The 14,572-nt window shown below is 72.7% G+C and carries 16 protein-coding genes; 8 read left to right on the forward strand and 8 right to left on the reverse strand.

Annotation, left to right across the window (positions count from 1 at the left end; translation table 11 throughout):
* Positions 1 to 124 precede the first annotated feature (124 nt).
* Both OG627_RS33140 and OG627_RS33145 read left to right on the forward strand, forming a co-directional pair.
* Positions 125 to 442: a UBP-type zinc finger domain-containing protein gene (locus OG627_RS33140; protein WP_329071491.1), complete on the forward strand. Its 318-nt coding sequence runs from the start codon at positions 125 to 127 to the stop codon at positions 440 to 442.
* Positions 443 to 552: 110 nt separating this feature from the next.
* Positions 553 to 966 (forward strand): hypothetical protein, encoded by a 414-nt coding sequence (locus tag OG627_RS33145; RefSeq protein ID WP_329071493.1) that lies wholly within the window; start codon positions 553 to 555, stop codon positions 964 to 966.
* A gap of 120 nt (positions 967 to 1,086) precedes the next feature.
* On the opposite strand, the gene OG627_RS33150 is transcribed toward OG627_RS33145, so the two are convergent.
* The 3 genes from OG627_RS33150 to OG627_RS33160 all read right to left on the reverse strand — a co-directional run bounded on the left by OG627_RS33150 (position 1,087) and on the right by OG627_RS33160 (position 3,997).
* Positions 1,087 to 1,854, reverse strand: a complete 768-nt coding sequence (locus OG627_RS33150) for a VOC family protein (protein WP_329071495.1) — start codon at positions 1,852 to 1,854, stop codon at positions 1,087 to 1,089.
* A 167-nt stretch (positions 1,855 to 2,021) separates the two neighbouring features.
* Positions 2,022 to 3,134 (reverse strand): ABC transporter permease, encoded by a 1,113-nt coding sequence (locus OG627_RS33155; RefSeq protein ID WP_329071497.1) that lies wholly within the window; start codon positions 3,132 to 3,134, stop codon positions 2,022 to 2,024.
* A gap of 98 nt (positions 3,135 to 3,232) precedes the next feature.
* Entirely contained in the window at positions 3,233 to 3,997 is a 765-nt protein-coding gene (locus OG627_RS33160; RefSeq protein WP_329071499.1) for a sulfite exporter TauE/SafE family protein, read from the reverse strand.
* A 204-nt stretch (positions 3,998 to 4,201) separates the two neighbouring features.
* Between OG627_RS33160 and OG627_RS33165 the strand changes: the two genes are divergently transcribed.
* Positions 4,202 to 4,792 (forward strand): NUDIX hydrolase, encoded by a 591-nt coding sequence (locus OG627_RS33165; RefSeq protein WP_329071501.1) that lies wholly within the window; start codon positions 4,202 to 4,204, stop codon positions 4,790 to 4,792.
* Between the two features lie 20 nt (positions 4,793 to 4,812).
* Here OG627_RS33165 and OG627_RS33170 read toward each other — a convergent pair whose 3' ends face one another.
* Positions 4,813 to 5,520 (reverse strand): YoaK family protein, encoded by a 708-nt coding sequence (locus OG627_RS33170; RefSeq protein ID WP_329071504.1) that lies wholly within the window; start codon positions 5,518 to 5,520, stop codon positions 4,813 to 4,815.
* Between the two features lie 239 nt (positions 5,521 to 5,759).
* On the opposite strand from OG627_RS33170, the gene OG627_RS33175 reads away from it, so the two are divergent.
* Both OG627_RS33175 and OG627_RS33180 read left to right on the forward strand, forming a co-directional pair.
* Positions 5,760 to 7,025 (forward strand): D-arabinono-1,4-lactone oxidase, encoded by a 1,266-nt coding sequence (locus OG627_RS33175; protein ID WP_329073166.1) that lies wholly within the window; start codon positions 5,760 to 5,762, stop codon positions 7,023 to 7,025.
* Between the two features lie 75 nt (positions 7,026 to 7,100).
* Positions 7,101 to 7,595: a DUF5954 family protein gene (locus OG627_RS33180; RefSeq protein ID WP_329071506.1), complete on the forward strand. Its 495-nt coding sequence runs from the start codon at positions 7,101 to 7,103 to the stop codon at positions 7,593 to 7,595.
* A 23-nt stretch (positions 7,596 to 7,618) separates the two neighbouring features.
* Here the strand turns inward: OG627_RS33180 and OG627_RS33185 are convergent, their stop codons facing one another.
* Genes OG627_RS33185 through OG627_RS33195 form a run of 3 tightly spaced genes read right to left on the reverse strand, consistent with a single transcriptional unit; the run spans position 7,619 to position 10,562 of the window.
* Complete coding sequence (locus OG627_RS33185) at positions 7,619 to 8,446, reverse strand: class I SAM-dependent methyltransferase (protein WP_329071508.1); 828 nt, start codon at positions 8,444 to 8,446, stop codon at positions 7,619 to 7,621.
* Between the two features lie 11 nt (positions 8,447 to 8,457).
* The gene (locus tag OG627_RS33190) at positions 8,458 to 9,495 is read right to left on the reverse strand and encodes a helix-turn-helix domain-containing protein (protein WP_329071510.1); all 1,038 of its coding nucleotides are present in this window, start codon (positions 9,493 to 9,495) and stop codon (positions 8,458 to 8,460) included.
* 59 nt (positions 9,496 to 9,554) lie between these two features.
* Positions 9,555 to 10,562, reverse strand: coding sequence for an alpha/beta hydrolase (locus tag OG627_RS33195; RefSeq protein WP_329071512.1), 1,008 nt, complete (start codon positions 10,560 to 10,562; stop codon positions 9,555 to 9,557).
* A 210-nt stretch (positions 10,563 to 10,772) separates the two neighbouring features.
* On the opposite strand from OG627_RS33195, the gene OG627_RS33200 reads away from it, so the two are divergent.
* Genes OG627_RS33200 through OG627_RS33210 form a run of 3 tightly spaced genes read left to right on the forward strand, consistent with a single transcriptional unit; the run spans position 10,773 to position 13,278 of the window.
* Positions 10,773 to 11,639, forward strand: coding sequence for an ABC transporter substrate-binding protein (locus OG627_RS33200; protein WP_329071514.1), 867 nt, complete (start codon positions 10,773 to 10,775; stop codon positions 11,637 to 11,639).
* Entirely contained in the window at positions 11,636 to 12,520 is an 885-nt protein-coding gene (locus OG627_RS33205; RefSeq protein ID WP_329071516.1) for an amino acid ABC transporter permease, read from the forward strand. Before OG627_RS33200 ends, OG627_RS33205 begins: the two co-directional genes overlap by 4 nt.
* Positions 12,517 to 13,278 (forward strand): amino acid ABC transporter ATP-binding protein, encoded by a 762-nt coding sequence (locus OG627_RS33210; protein WP_329071518.1) that lies wholly within the window; start codon positions 12,517 to 12,519, stop codon positions 13,276 to 13,278. Before OG627_RS33205 ends, OG627_RS33210 begins: the two co-directional genes overlap by 4 nt.
* Before the next feature lie 18 nt (positions 13,279 to 13,296).
* Here the strand turns inward: OG627_RS33210 and OG627_RS33215 are convergent, their stop codons facing one another.
* The gene (locus tag OG627_RS33215; RefSeq protein ID WP_329071520.1) at positions 13,297 to 14,556 is read right to left on the reverse strand and encodes a cytochrome P450 family protein; all 1,260 of its coding nucleotides are present in this window, start codon (positions 14,554 to 14,556) and stop codon (positions 13,297 to 13,299) included.
* Positions 14,557 to 14,572 lie beyond the last annotated feature (16 nt).

Here is a 14,572-nt window from a genome sequence, read left to right on the forward strand (position 1 = left end):
TCAAGGTGCCGTCCGGCGGCCCCGCCCGCCTCGCCCTGCTGGCGGCGGCGGGGAGGCGGTCGTACGGTGACAAAAGGGGCTACAGATCCAAGGAGACCTGTGTGGTCGGACGGGCGGCGGCGTGATGACGAACAGTGAAACGGGGTTCGGCGGCCCCATCTGCCCCCATCTCGCGGATGTCGAACCGGTGACCCCGGACAGCGCCGACAGCTGCCCGGAGTGCGTCGCCCTGGGGGACACCTGGGTCCACCTGCGCGAATGCCAGACCTGCGGGCACATCGGCTGCTGCGACTCCTCCAAGAACAAGCACGCCACCGCGCACCACGACGCCACCGGACATCCGCTCATCCGTTCGTACGAGCCCGGTGAGGGCTGGTGGTGGTGTTACGAGGACGAGATCGTCTTCGAGGTCGAGGGCATTCCCCCGGAAAGAGTGGCCTGAGCGGTGCGCCGTCCCGGCGGGGGTCACCCGTGCGGCGTATCCCGACCCGTACGCGTATCCCGACCCGTACTCCGGGGAGTGCGGAGCCGTTCCCGGGGCAGGTCGTCACCATGACGACGACGCGGACGCCCGCCCTCACCGAGCCGGTCCCCGACCTCCAGCTCCAGATGCTGATCAGGCTGCTGGGGGAGGACCCGGGCACCGGATTGCCCATCACGCTCAATGTGCCGGGCGGGCTGGTCTACGGCGATCTGATCACGCGCGACGCCTGGAAGGCCGACTGGGCCGAGGCGCTGCGTCACGTCGGCGCCGAGGGTACGGAGCTGCTGGCCCGGTTCCCCGAGGCCGTGGACGAGGCCGTCGACGAGGTGCGGGGCGAGGACGGCTCCCACCGGCTGCCCCGATGGGTCCATCTGCGCCGGGTCACGCTGACCGCCGCGGGCCGTCCGGACGGCATCGAGCTGCCCGTCTGGCGCGGCCGGCTCGCCGATGTCGCGGGCTGGGCGCTGGGCCGTCCCGAGTAAGGGGGCGCGCAGGCTCCGAGCGGAGCGGTCCGGTCGGCCCGCGGGTTAACTGTCACCCTGGAGTCGAGGGTGACAGTTGACCCTTCGTGTTGACGTAGTCAGCTCGCTGTCACGGTGAACTCAGCCCGCCGTCACGGTGAACAGGGCGCCGTCCGGGTCGCGCAGCGTCGCCTCCCGCAGGCCGGCCTCCCGCAGGGCGGCCGAGGCGTCCTGGGGCGAGACGAGGACGCCGCCGCTGTTCAGCGCGGCGGCCACGGAACCGGCCACCTCCGGCACCCGGTAATACACGTGCCAACGAGGCCGGAGCCACGGATCCGCCGAGGCCTGCACGGCTCCGTCCTGGATCTTCGCGACCACCTGCTTGTCCTGGCTCAGCACCGCGTGATCCTCCTCGCGTGCGAGCGAGAAACCGTCCCCGGACTCCGGCGCCCAGCCGAGCACCTCGCTGTAGAAGCGGGCGGCGTCGTCGATGTCGCGGGTGCGCAACTCCAGCCAGGCCGGGGCCGATCCGCGTCCCACGGTCCAGTCGGAGCGCACGGCGCCCTCCCAGATCCCGAAGGCCGCGCCGTCGGGATCGGCGGCCAGAGCGGCCCGGCCCGAGTGGAAGGCCAGCGGCCCCACGGCGACCGTCGCGCCGCGCTCCCTGATCCGCGCCGCCGCGACGTCCACATCGGCCACCGCGAAGTACGGCGTCCAGGCGACCGCGACCTGGAGGGAGGCGGCCAGCGCCCCGATGCCCGCGACGGGCTGCCCGTCGGAGAGCGCCACGCAGAAATCGTCCCCCAGCCCGGCGGGCCGGTAGGTCCAGCCCAGGACATCCCCGTAGAACGCCTGGGAAGCGGGCAGTTCACGTGAGAGCAGCGTCACCCAGCATGGAGCCCCCGCCACCGACTGTGAGTCTCTTTTGTCCCGCTCCACACCGCTCACTCCACCCTCGTCCGACACGTCTTTACCGTACGTATTGCCGCTGTTCGGTGCCTCTACTCCGCCGGGCCGCGATCTTCTTCCCGGTTGTGACGGATCGCACCGCCGCGTGTACGGACGCGCCGGGGTGGTCAGGCCGCCGCTCCCTCCCCCGCGGCGTGCGCGGGAGTGCGCTCCCTGCCGCCCGGGTGGCGGTGGCGCCAGAACCAGAACACCGCCGTCGACACGAGACACCACCCCGCCAGCACGGCGAACGGGAAGGCGTGCTGGGCGTTCCCGAAGTACACGGCGGTGTGCTGCGCGTTGATCGAGGCCCCCGGCGGCAGCCAGCGCCCGATGTGGCCGAGCAGCGAGGGCAGCAGCGGCCAGGAGACCGCCCCGCCCGAGGACGGATTGCCCAGCAGCACCATCAGACCCCAGGTCGGCAGCATCGCCCACCGCCCCATCAGGGTGTTGAACATCGTGAAGACCATGCCCGAGGTGAACATCGTGAACGCGAGGATCAGCCAGGACTCCAGGAACGGCAGCCGGAGCGCGCCCAGCCACCAGTCCACCACCGAGGCGATCGCGAAGGCGCCCAGCAGGGAGTAGACGATGGTGAAGGCGATCCGCTCGGCCGGGTTGAGCCCGCGCGCGTGCACGCTCAGCTGGATGGCGCCGACAAAGCCGATGATCACGGCCGCGAGCGAGATGTAGAAGAGCGCCAGCCCGCGCGGATCCCCCTTCTGGAGCGGCTTGATGTCGCTGATCCGTACGGGGACCCCGACGCTCCTGGCCACGGCCGGAGCCGTCTCGGTGAGGACCTGCGCCACCGAGGCCCCGGCGGCTCCCGCCACGGCGAAGTCGACCACGTGCGGCCGGAACGTCAGCACCGCGAACACCTCCTGCTGCTCCACACCCTCGCGCGCCGCCTTGTCCGTGGGGTAGCGGTGCAGTTCGAGCGAGGCGTTGAGCGCCTTCTCCATGCCGCTCACGAAGGCACGCGCCTGCGGAGTACCGGTCGGCCCCACCACGGCGGCGGGAATCCGGTGGGGCGTGGGATTCGCCATGTTGTACGTGTACGAGCCGGCGAAGAGTCCGGCGGCCGCCGCGAGGATGAACACCAGGACGACCGCCGGGAGGAAGGGGGACGCCGTGAAGGCGGCCCACTTCTCGGTGGCCGTGCCGCGCCTGCCGTGAGCGCCGTGCGCCCGGTGCGCGCCCTGCGGGTCCTGGTCCGGGGTGCCTTCGCGATCCGCGTCCATACAGGCACCGTAAACCCGTATATCGGTAAATCAGTGCATCTTTCCGGCGGAGCCGGTCCGTTGCGTTGCGATTCCGTCCGGCGCGTACGGCCCCCGCCTCAGCGCAGCAGCAGCTGAAGCCCGCCGAGGACGGTCGCCCCGATCACCAGCCGCTCGAACAGCCGCTGGTCGATGCGGTTCACACACGCCTTGCCGATCAGGGCGCCCGGAAGGACGAAGAGCACCAGCGCCGCGTCCAGCAGCAGGGACGGGCCGTCGATCAGGCCGAGCCCCACGCTGAAGGGCAGCTTGGAGGTGTTGACGATCAGGAAGAACCACGCGGACGTGCCCAGGAATCCCAGCTTCTGGAAGCCCGCTGAGAGCAGATAGAGCGACATGACCGGGCCGCCGGCGTTGGCGACCATCGTGGTGAAACCGCCGAGCACGCCGTACGACCCGGCCTTGACCCGGGCGCCCGGCGACCCCGGGTCGACGGAATCCGCGGTCTGCTCGCTCTTCGCCGCGCCGCGCCGTCGCCACATCGTCACCCCGGCCATCAGCAGCAGGATCGCGCCGATGGAGGTGCGCACCGCGGCGTCACCGGCCCAGGCCAGGAACACCGTGCCGGCCACGACGCCCGCCGCGACCGCCGGGAACAGCCGCCACAGGGTCGGCCAGTGGGCATGGCGCCGGTAGGTGAGCACGGCGAACACATCGCCCACGATCAGCAGGGGCAGCAGGACGCCCGTCGACTCGCGGGCGGGGAGTACGGCGGCGAACACGGCCAGACTGACCGTGTTCGCGCCGCTCACCGCGGTCTTCGAGAAACCGACCAGTGCCGCCGCTGCCGCGAGCGCGGCGAATCCCCACCAAGTGATGTCCATGCGACAACCGATGCTATGCGGCCCCCGCGACGCGCCGGACGAGGGGTCCCGCGAAGGGCGGACGCGGGCCGGACGCGGGCCCGACTGCGGGGAAATCCGCAGGACACGGCCCGCCGCGATCCGTAGTCTCCGGCCTGGAGCGCGAACGCGCGCCCGGTCCCGTCGGCCGGCCGGACCCGTCAGTGCACCGAGGGGAACAGGGACATGCGGACAGCTGACCGGCCGATCGTGGAGCTGCTGGAGCGGTACGCCCCACGGAACGCGGCCGAGGCGGCGGACGTCGCCCGTGTCCGCGCGCTCGTGGAGACGGCCCCGGACCCCTGGCTGCGTTCGATCCCGCTGCATGTGACCGCCTCCGCCCTGATCGTGCACCCCGGCAGCGGGCGGGTGCTGATGCGTCATCACCCGAGGCTGCGGACCTGGCTCCAGGTCGGCGGCCACGGCGACCCGGGGGAGAGCGTTCCCGCCGAGGTCGCGCTGCGGGAGGCCCGCGAGGAGACCGGTCTCGTCGATCTGGTCCCTTGCCCGGACACCGGCGAGGCCGCTCTCGTCCAGGTCGTGGTCGTGTCCGTTCCCGAGGGCGGCGGCGAGCCCGCGCACGAACACGCCGATCTGCGCTTCGTGCTGGCCACGGCCGAGCCCGACAGGGCACGTCCCGAGCACCCCGACGCCCCGTTGCGCTGGATGACCATGGCCGAGGCGCGGGAGGCCACCGCCGAGGCCAATGTCCGCGAGGCACTGCGGCGGGTCGAGGCGCTGCTGACGACGTCAGGACCGGCCGGTCCGGCGCTCTGAGGGTCCGGCGCGCTGACGGCTCAGCCGGACGTGGGTACGGGCGGCGGCGCGGCCCGCTGTTCAGGGGCCAGCGCGAACACGCACGCGGCGCCCGCGACGAGCACGGCCGCGAGTCCGACGACGCCCGCCAGCGTCGCCTGGAGCAGCAGCGCGCCGGTCGCCGCCCCGGCGAACATGGCCAGCACCGAACCGATCCTGCGCTGCGGCCTGGCGCCGGTCCCCGCCCCGAGGACGCTCTCCGCCGTGAGCGCCGTGAGGGTCTGGGTGAGCACGGTCGTGGTCAGATCCCGGGGCGCCAGCAGCCGGACCGTGGCGTTCTGGAGACCGGAGCACACCCCGAGCAGCGCGACGATCAGCAGCAGGGTCCGCCCCTCGGGACGCAGCGCGCCCGTCCCGAGCAGCACCGAGGTCAGCGCGAGGCCGCCCGCCTGACCCGCGAACGCGCCCCCGAGCCAGTGCCGGGGCCGGTCGCCGAACGCCTTGCTGAGCTGACCGCCGCCGAACGCCCCCAGTACGAAGGCGGTCATGGCCACGATCGGCGCGAGCACCGGCAGCCCGGTGTTCCGGGCGAAGGAGAACCCGAGGAAGACGACATTGCCGGTCATGTTGGCGACGAAGACGTGCCCCAGCCGCAGAAAACTCACCGCGTCCACCAGACCGGTCGCGAAGGTCATCACCAGCAGCGCGCCCACGGCCCACCGCCGCGCCACGGGCAGTTCCTCGGCCAACCGGAACACCTACTTCCCGTTCGGGGTCCGTCCACCTTAGCCAGGCGACGGGATCCGACGGCGCGTACCACACGCGCGCGAGCACTGATAAGAAGAACGGCAGTGGGCATGATCAGCACGCCCCGACCTCGGCGAAGGAGAACTCCGTGCCCCACACACCCCGTCCGGCAGGTGCCCCGCACAGCGAGTCCGCCACCGGCACCCCCGATGAGGCCGAAGGCGCTTCCCCCGGCGGTCCCATACCCCCGGCGATACGGAACTGGGCGGGCAACATCACCTTCAACGCGGCGCGCGTACACGCCCCTTCGTCGGTGGAACGGCTGCGCGAGATCGTCGCGGGGAGCCGCTCGGTGCGCGCGCTGGGCAGCGGACACTCCTTCAACGCGATCGCGGACACCCGGGGCGATCTCGTCTCGGTGGCCGAGCTGCCCAGGCACGTCGAGGTCGACCGTACGGCCGCCACCGTCACCGTCGGCGGCGGGCTGCGCTTCGCCGAGTTCACCGGAGCCGTCCACCGGGCGGGGCTGGCGCTGCACAACCTCGGCTCGCTGCCGCACATCTCCGTCGCCGGAGCCTGCGCCACCGGCACACACGGCTCGGGGACCGGCAACGGCACCATCGCCTCGGCCGTCCGCTCGCTCGAACTGGTCACCGCCGACGGCGAACAGCTCGTCCTGGCGCGCGGCGACGCCGACTTCGCCGGAGCCGTGGTCGGTCTCGGCGCGCTCGGGGTCGTCACCCGGATGGCCCTCGACCTGGTGCCCGCGTACGACATCAGGCAGTGGGCCTACGAGGGGCTCCCGTACGCGCGGCTGCGCGAGCGGTTCGACGACATCCTGTCCGCCGCCTACAGCGTGAGCCTCTTCACCAGCTGGCGCGGCGACGAGGTGGAGCAGGTCCTGCTCAAGCAGCGCGCCGGCGACCCGCAGCCGCCGCCCGCGCCCGCCGACTGGTTCGGCGCCAGGCCCGCGACCGGTCCGCTCCACCCCGTACCCGGCATGGACCCCGCCAACTGCACCCAGCAGGCGGGCGTTCCGGGGCCCTGGCACGAACGACTGCCGCACTTCCGGGCCGAGTTCACGCCCAGCAGCGGCGACGAACTCCAGAGCGAGTACTTCGTGGCCGCCGAGGACGGGCTCGCGGCCTTCGACGCGCTGGCCCGGATCAGGGACCGGATCGCGCCGGTCCTGCGGATCGGTGAGATCCGCACCGTCGCGGCGGACGACCTGTGGCTGAGCCCGGCGTACGGGCGCGACTCGGTGGCGTTCCACTTCACCTGGTTCCCGGACACCGCGGCCGTGACCCCGGTGCTGGACGCCATCGAAGAGGCGCTGGAGCCCTATGCCGTCCGGCCGCACTGGGGAAAGCTGTTCACCATGGAACACGAGCGGCTCAGGGGACTCTACGAGCGCTACGCCGACTTCGAGGCCCTGACGGCGAAGCTCGATCCGCGCGGCACCTTCCGCAACGACCTGCTGGAGCGCTACTTCCCCGGCGGCCGCTGACCACGCCGGTGACGCGGGCCGGACGATTACCGCACAAGCCCCTCGCTCCACTCCCTTTTGGGGCAGGCTGGTCGCGTGAGTACGAATCCGGAAGACGCGGCCGACGAGGAATTCGACGATGTGGCCGCGCGGCGGCTGCTTGAGCTGGGACGGCGTGAGGAGGAGCTGCGCAAGGAGTTCAGGCTGGACGGACCCGACTGGGAGCGGATGTCGGTCTCCCACTACACGGCGTACTCCGCGATGCTGTACGAGGACCGGGGCTGGCGGCAGCTCTTTCCCGCCGTCCCCGCCGAGGAGGAGGCCCGCACGGACCTGCGGGACGTGCTGCTCGTACGGGCGGCCGGGGCGGGCGAGCTGGGGCCCCGGTACGCGCGTGCCGTCGAGGCGGTCGCGGGCGGCGAGGACCAGGTCATCGTCGGGGACGATGTGTACCGCGTCGTGCGCGTCGAGCAGACCGTCATCATGACCGGCCACGGCCCGCAGCCGCCGCAACCCCGCGACCAGGAGTTCCCCGACGTGCTCGACGAGCGCCCCGCTCCCCGGGGGCCGGGGGACGCGCTGGAGGACTGACCGGCAGCGCCCCGGCCCCTGGCTCAGACCCGGCGCGCCACCACCAGCACGCAGCGCGGGGCGCCGCTGGGCAGTACGCCGAGGCCGGTCAGGGGCAGCAGCTCCGTTCGGAACCCGGTCAGGGCCAGATCCGCCAGCACGTCCGGCAGCCGAAAGGTGCGGTAGTACATCACGAACGGCGGGTGCCACAGCAGGTTGCGCAGACGCATCGCGGCGTCGAAGCCCCAGAGCGTCAGGTACGTCTTCGAGCCGACCGGGGGCGGCGCAGGTACGGGGAAGACGAACAGGCCCTCGGGGCGCAGCGCCGCGTGCGCCCGGGCGAACAGGGCGGGCCGCTCGGCCGGCAGGAAGTGGCCGAACGCCCCGAAGCTCACGGCCAGGTCGAACGCCGAGACGAACGGAAGAGCCCTCGCGTCGGCCCGTACCCAGTCCACCACCGGACCCGCCACCCCATCCGGACCCGCCACCCCATCCGGACCCGCCACCCCATCCGGACCCGCCACCCCATCCGGACCCGCCACCCCATCCGGACCCGGCGCACCGGCCGGGGCCGAAGCGGCGCTCTCCCTGGCGGCGGCGAGCATGCCGGCGCTGAAGTCGACGCCCGTGACGCGTCGCGTGCACAGCCCCCGCAGCGCGCCGACCCCGGCGCCGGTGCCGCAGCAGATGTCGAGCCCGGTACGGAAGGGCCCGAGCGGCCGTACCGTATCCATCACCGCGTCCAGCACATGGCCGGGGGTGCGAAACGGTGTCAGGTCGAACTTCGGGGCCAGCAGATCGTAACCGTGCTCGGTGGACGAGAGCGCCTGTACGGCGAGTTCGCGAAGGGTCGGGCCCTGGGGAGTGAACATCACCACGCAGCTTACGGTCCGGTGGAGCGCGGCCGCTGATCGCGGTGCAACCGCCACACCATGAGGGCCAGTTGGAGCCGCAGCCGCCCGTGCGCCTCGTGCACCGGCCAGCCCAGCCAGTGTTCCGCCTGCGCCAGCCGGTCCTGGAGCGTCGAATGGTGCAGATGCAGCTCCGCCGCCGCCGCGCGCAGGCTGGTGGCGCAGGCGACCGTATGGAGGGTGACGGCAGCCCAGGGCGCCGAGGCGATCGCGCGTTCCAGCGCCCGTACGTCGGGAATCGGCTCGTCCGCCGGCCCGACCGCCTCCGCCAGCAGGGCGAGTCCGCCCAGCTCCTCCGCGTACACCGTGCCGGGCCCGGGGTCCTGTTCGGTTCCCGCCGCAGTGAACCGCAGCGCGGTGCGGGCCGCCGCCCAGGACGACGGCAGTTCGAGTACGGGCACGGCCGGGCCGACCCCGGCGCGTCCGTAGCCCGGAGCCGCCGGCCCGCGCGCGACGGGCGAGGTCACCGCCTCGACCACCGGCGGCCCGTCCCACGGGGCCACCGCGCGGGCCGGCGCCGTCTGCCGCAACCCCAGCCGGCCGGCCGCCCGCCACCGGTCGTGCTCCGGCGCACGGGCGTCCAGCAGCACTTCCACCGAAGCGGGATCGGCCGCCGGATCCGCCACCGGCGTCCGGCCCCTGGTCCGCTCCAGCACGTCCCTGACGGCCGCGGCCGTCCGCTCCAGCACCATCGCGCGCACCCCGCCGGGCGGCCCGTCGCACTCCAGCCACACCGCCGGCGCCGCGCCCGCCACCAGCGGCGCCGACATCCACCCGGACCCGACCAGGCCGCCCTCGTCCCGCCGTACCCCGTCGGTGCCGACCCGGATCCGTATGCCGCGCTCCTCGTCCACCAGCCGGGCCGGGCAGCCGGCCAGCACCGCCGCGCCCCGCACGAGGGACTCCAGCCCGGCCCGGCCCTCGACCAGCCGGTCGAAGTACGCGATCACTTGGAGCGCGGCGCCCGCGTCCGGATCGAGCGCCGCCAGTCTGCCCACCAGCTCTTTCACGCCCCCATCCTGCTTCCGCGAGGAGCGCGGTGCCAACCCTGCGGCACCCGTCGTCCGGCTCAGCTCGCCAGCAGCCGGCGCAGCCAGTTCAACTGCGCGGCGCGGGCGTCCCGTGCGATCGCGGACTGCGGCGCCATGACGTCGAATCCATGGAATCCGCCCGGCCACACATGCAGTTCCGCCCGGCCACCTGCCTGCCACAGCCGGGCCGCGTAGGCGACGTCCTCGTCCCGGAAGGTCTCGGCGGAGCCGACGTCGATGAAGGCCGGCGGCAGCCCCGACAGATCCTCGGCGCGGGCCGGTGCGGCGTACGGCGAGACGTCGGGGCCGCCGCGCGCCCCGCCCAGCAGCGCGGTCCACCCCTTGTGGTTCGCCGTGCGGTCCCACATCCCCAGACCGGCCATCTGAAGGCTGGAAGGAGTGTCGTTGCGGTCGTCCAGCATGGGGCACATCAGCAGCTGCCCGAGCAGCGCGGGACCGCCCCGGTCGCGCGCCAGCAGAGCCGTCGCCGCGGCCAGACCGCCGCCGGCGCTGCCGCCGGTGATCACGATCCTGGCCGGATCGATCCCCAGCTCACCGGCGAGTTCGACGGTCCGTACGAGGCCGGTGTACACATCCTCCACCGGCGCGGGATGCGGATGCTCGGGCGCCAGCCGGTACTCCACCGACACGACGACCGCGCCCAGTTCGGCCGCCCAGTCCAGCGCGGAGTCGATGCCGGTGCGGTTGTCCCCGATCACCATGCCGCCGCCGTGGACGCAGTAGAGCGCGGGCAGCGGGGACGGGACCCCGGCCGGCCGGCAGACGAGCAGCGAGATGTCCGGCTCCCCGGGCGGCCCCGGCACCGTACGCTCCTCGACCTCGAACGCGCCGTCGCGCCGCAGGGTCTCGTCCGAGGGCCGCTGCGCGAGGGAGGCGCGGCGCACGCCCGGGATGTCGTCCAGCGCCAGTGTGTCCCCGAGCTGCCCGGTGAGGACATCGAGCGCCGCGGAAAGCTCCGGGTCGAACGGGACGGGCGGCAGGCTCGTCCGGTCGTCCGGCGCACCGGAGGACGCGGTGGTGGTCATTGGCTCTCCCTCGGTCACGGTAGCCGGTCACGTCCTCGTGACCGCCGCCGCCATCGTGCCCGGTGCCCCGCGCCGGCGGCGGCGCCATCCGGCGGGGATCATCCGCCGCCCGGCGGGTACCGGCCCGTCCACCCCTCCCACCGGCGGAATTCATGCGATCGCAACGCGGTGATCTCGACACACACCCCCGCACGGTGCGACTCTCCCGCCATGCGTCTCACAGTCCGGAGCCTGCCCACCGCGCTCCTCGTCCTCACCGCCGCCGCCACCGGCTGCGCCCCGCAGGAGAACTCGCCGTCCGCGGCCACCCCCGCCGCCACGGCCTCCTGCACCCCGGCCGCCCTGTCCACGGAGGCCGCCGGAAAGCTGACCGTCGGCACCGACAAGCCGGCCTACGCGCCCTGGTTCCAGGACGACGACCCGGCGAGCGGCAAGGGCTACGAGTCGGCGGTCGCGTACTCCGTGGCCAAGGCCCTCGGCTACCGCGCGGACCAAGTCGTATGGCGCACCGTCCCGTTCAACAACTCCTTCGCGCCCGGTGAGAAGAACTTCGACTTCGACATCAACCAGGTGTCCATCAGCGACGAACGCAAGCGGGCCGTCGACTTCTCCTCCGGCTACTACGACGTCCGCCAGGCCGTCGTCGCGCTCAAGAAGTCCCCCTACGCGAAGGCCAAGAGCGCCGCCGACCTCAAGGGAGCCAAGCTCGGCGCCCAGGTCGGGACCACCAGCCTCGACACCATCAACGAGATCATCGAGCCGAAGCGACAGCCCGCCGTCTTCCAGAAGAACGACTTCGCCAAGTCCGCCCTGCGCAACGGCCAGGTCGACGCGATCGTCGTCGATCTGCCCACCGCCTTCTACATCACCTCGGCCGAGGTGCCGGACGCCGAGGTCGTCGGCCAGTTCGCGGACTCCGCCGGCACCGCCGAACAGTTCGGCCTCGTCCTCGACAAGGGCAGCCCGCTCACCGCCTGCGTCACCCGCGCCGTAGACGGGCTGCGGGCCGACGGCACGCTCGCCGCGCTGGAGAAGAAGTGGCTCGCGGACGCCGTGGACGCGCCGGTGCTCAAGTGACCTCGGTATCGGCCCCCGCCGAGCGGGACACCGACCCGTACACCCCCTCCGCGCGGCGCCTGGCACGGGAGCGCCATCACCGCGCCAGGACGCGCCGTGCCACCGCGATCGCCGCGCTCTCCACCCTGGTGACGGGCGCCGTCCTCTTCGTCGTCATCACCGGCTCGCCCGGCTGGCAGCGCGCCCGCGAGACCTTCTTCAGCGTCGAGTACGCCCGGATGGCGCTGCCCCTCGTCCTCGACGGACTGCTGCTCAATCTGCGGCTGCTCGCGGTCTGCGGGGTGTGCGTCCTGTTCCTCGGACTGCTGCTCGCCGTCGCCCGCACCCTGCGCGGCCCCGTCTTCTTCCCGGTCCGCGCGCTGGCCACCGCCTACACCGACTTCTTCCGCGGCCTGCCCCTGATCATCTGTCTGCTGATGGTCGTCTTCGGGGTGCCGGCGCTGCGCCTCCAGGGCGTCACCACGGACCCCGTGCTGCTCGGCGGCACCGCGCTGGTCCTCACCTACTCCGCCTACGTCGCCGAGGTCTTCCGGGCCGGCATCGAATCCGTACACCCCTCGCAGCGCGCGGCGGCCAGATCGCTCGGGCTCTCCCGGGGCAGGACCCTGCGGTACGTCGTGCTCCCGCAGGCGGTACGGCGGGTGGTGCCGCCGCTCCTCAACGACCTGGTGTCGCTCCAGAAGGACACCGGCCTCGTCTCCATCGCCGGCGCCGTGGACGCCGTGTACGCGGCCCAGATCATCGCCGGGAAGTACTTCAACTACACGCCGTACGTGGTCGCCGGCCTGGTCTTCGTCGCGCTGACGATCCCGATGACCCGCCTCACGGACTGGATCACGGCCCGCACCGACCGGCGGCGCGCCCAGGGAGGAACCGTATGACGGCCGAGGACACCCCCGTACTGCGGCTGGAATCCGTACGCAAGACCTTCGGCCGGGACCGCGTCGTCCTGCGCGACGTCACCCTCGACGTGCCCCCGCACACCGTGACGGCGCTGATCGGCGCCTCGGGCTCCGGCAAGTCGACGCTGCTGCGCTGCGCGAACCTGCTGGAGGAGATCGACGACGGAGCGATCTTCCTGGACGGCGAGGAGATCACCGACCCGCGCACCGACCCGGACGCGGTGCGCCGCCGGATCGGCGTCGTGTTCCAGTCGTACAACCTCTTCCCGCACATGACGGTCCTGCGGAACATCACGCTCGCGCCGCGCCGGGTCCTCGGCGTCCCCCGCGCGGAGGCCGAGGAGCGCGCCCGCGAACTGCTGGAGCGGCTCGGCCTCGGAGACAAGGCGGCGGAGTACCCGGACCGGCTCAGCGGCGGCCAGCAGCAGCGCGCCGCGATCGTCCGGGCCCTCGCGGTACGCCCCAGACTGCTGCTCCTCGACGAGATCACCGCCGCGCTCGACCCCGAACTGGTCGGTGAGGTGCTGTCGGTCGTACGGGATCTCAAGGCCGAGGGGATGACGATGGTGCTGGCCACCCACGAGATGGGCTTCGCCCGCGAGGTGGCCGACCAGGTGTGCTTCCTGGACGGCGGAGTGGTGCTGGAACGCGGCACGGCCCAGCAGGTCTTCGGCGATCCGCGGCAGGAACGTACGAAGCGGTTCCTGCGGCGGATCGTCGAAGCGGGCCGGCTCTGAGCGGCCGGCCGTCGGCCGTCAGTCCCCGGACCCCAGCCGCACCGGCAGCGTCGCCGTGCTGTTGGAGAACAGCGAGGGCACCGGGATCAGTGTGTCCGGGTCCACGGCGAGCGCGAGTTCCGGATAGCGCGCGAACACGGCGGGCAGCGCCACCGTCGCCTCCAGCCGCGCCAGCGGCGCGCCGAGGCAGAAGTGCGCGCCGTGGCCGAACGCCAGGTGTTTGCGCTGCTCCCGGGTGAGGTCGAACCGGTCGGCGTCCGCGCCGTGCTGGGCCGTGTCACGCCCCACCGCGCTGTACGGGGCCATGATGGCCTCGCCCTTGGGGATGCGCACACCGGCGATCTCCACATCCTCCAGGGGATACCGGAAGGGGAAGTTCCCGATCGGCGCGTCCCAGCGCAGGGTCTCCTCCACCACATTCGCCCAGACCCGCTCGTCTCCCCGCTCCGCGAGGCCGCGCTGCTCGGGGTGGGTGAGCAGGGCGCGCACCGCGTTGGTGATCAGGCTGAGCGTGGTCTCCTGCCCCGCCGAGAGCATCACCAGCAGCGTACCCACCAGCTCCTCCTCGCTCAGCGATTCGGGGTCGGCGTCCCGGGCGGCGACGAGCGCGCTGGTCAGATCGTCGCCCGGCTCCGCGCGGCGCGTCCCGACCACCCGCGCCAGCAGCTGGTACTGCTCGATCTGACTGGCGGTCACCTCCTCGGGCGGCAGATCCGAGCGGAAGATGTTGTCCATCAACTCCTTCAGCCGCGGGCGCTCGTGCTCCGGCACCCCGAACAGCTCGCAGATGACCCGCATCGGCACCGGATGCGCGAAGTGCTGGCGCAGATCGACACTGCCGTCGGCACCGGCGTACGAGGGGAGCGCGTCCAGCAGCTCCGTCACGATCGCCTCGATCCTCGGCCGCAGCTCCTCGACCCGGCGCGGGGTGAAGGTCTGCGTCACGAGCTTGCGCAGCCGCCGGTGTTCCGAGCCGTCGGCGGTGACCATGTTGGTGACCTTCACCATGCCGATCAGCGGCCAGCCGTCGGATATCTCGCCGCGCAGGATGGCGTTCCAGTTGCGCCAGTCCTTGCTGAAGCGCGGATCGGACACCAGCTCGGCCAGCAGGGCGTGATCCGTCACCGACCAGGCCATGACGTCCCCGGGCAGCCGCACCCGCACCACCGGTCCGGCCTCCCGCAGCCGGGCCGCCTCGCCGTGGTGGTCGGAGCCGTGCGGATCGAGCGTGACGACGGGTATTCGCTGATCGGCGGAGGGAGCCGGGTATGAGGTCATCTGCGTCTCCGGAGGA

It is taken from the genome of Streptomyces sp. NBC_01429 (assembly GCF_036231945.1).
Classification (GTDB): domain Bacteria; phylum Actinomycetota; class Actinomycetes; order Streptomycetales; family Streptomycetaceae; genus Streptomyces.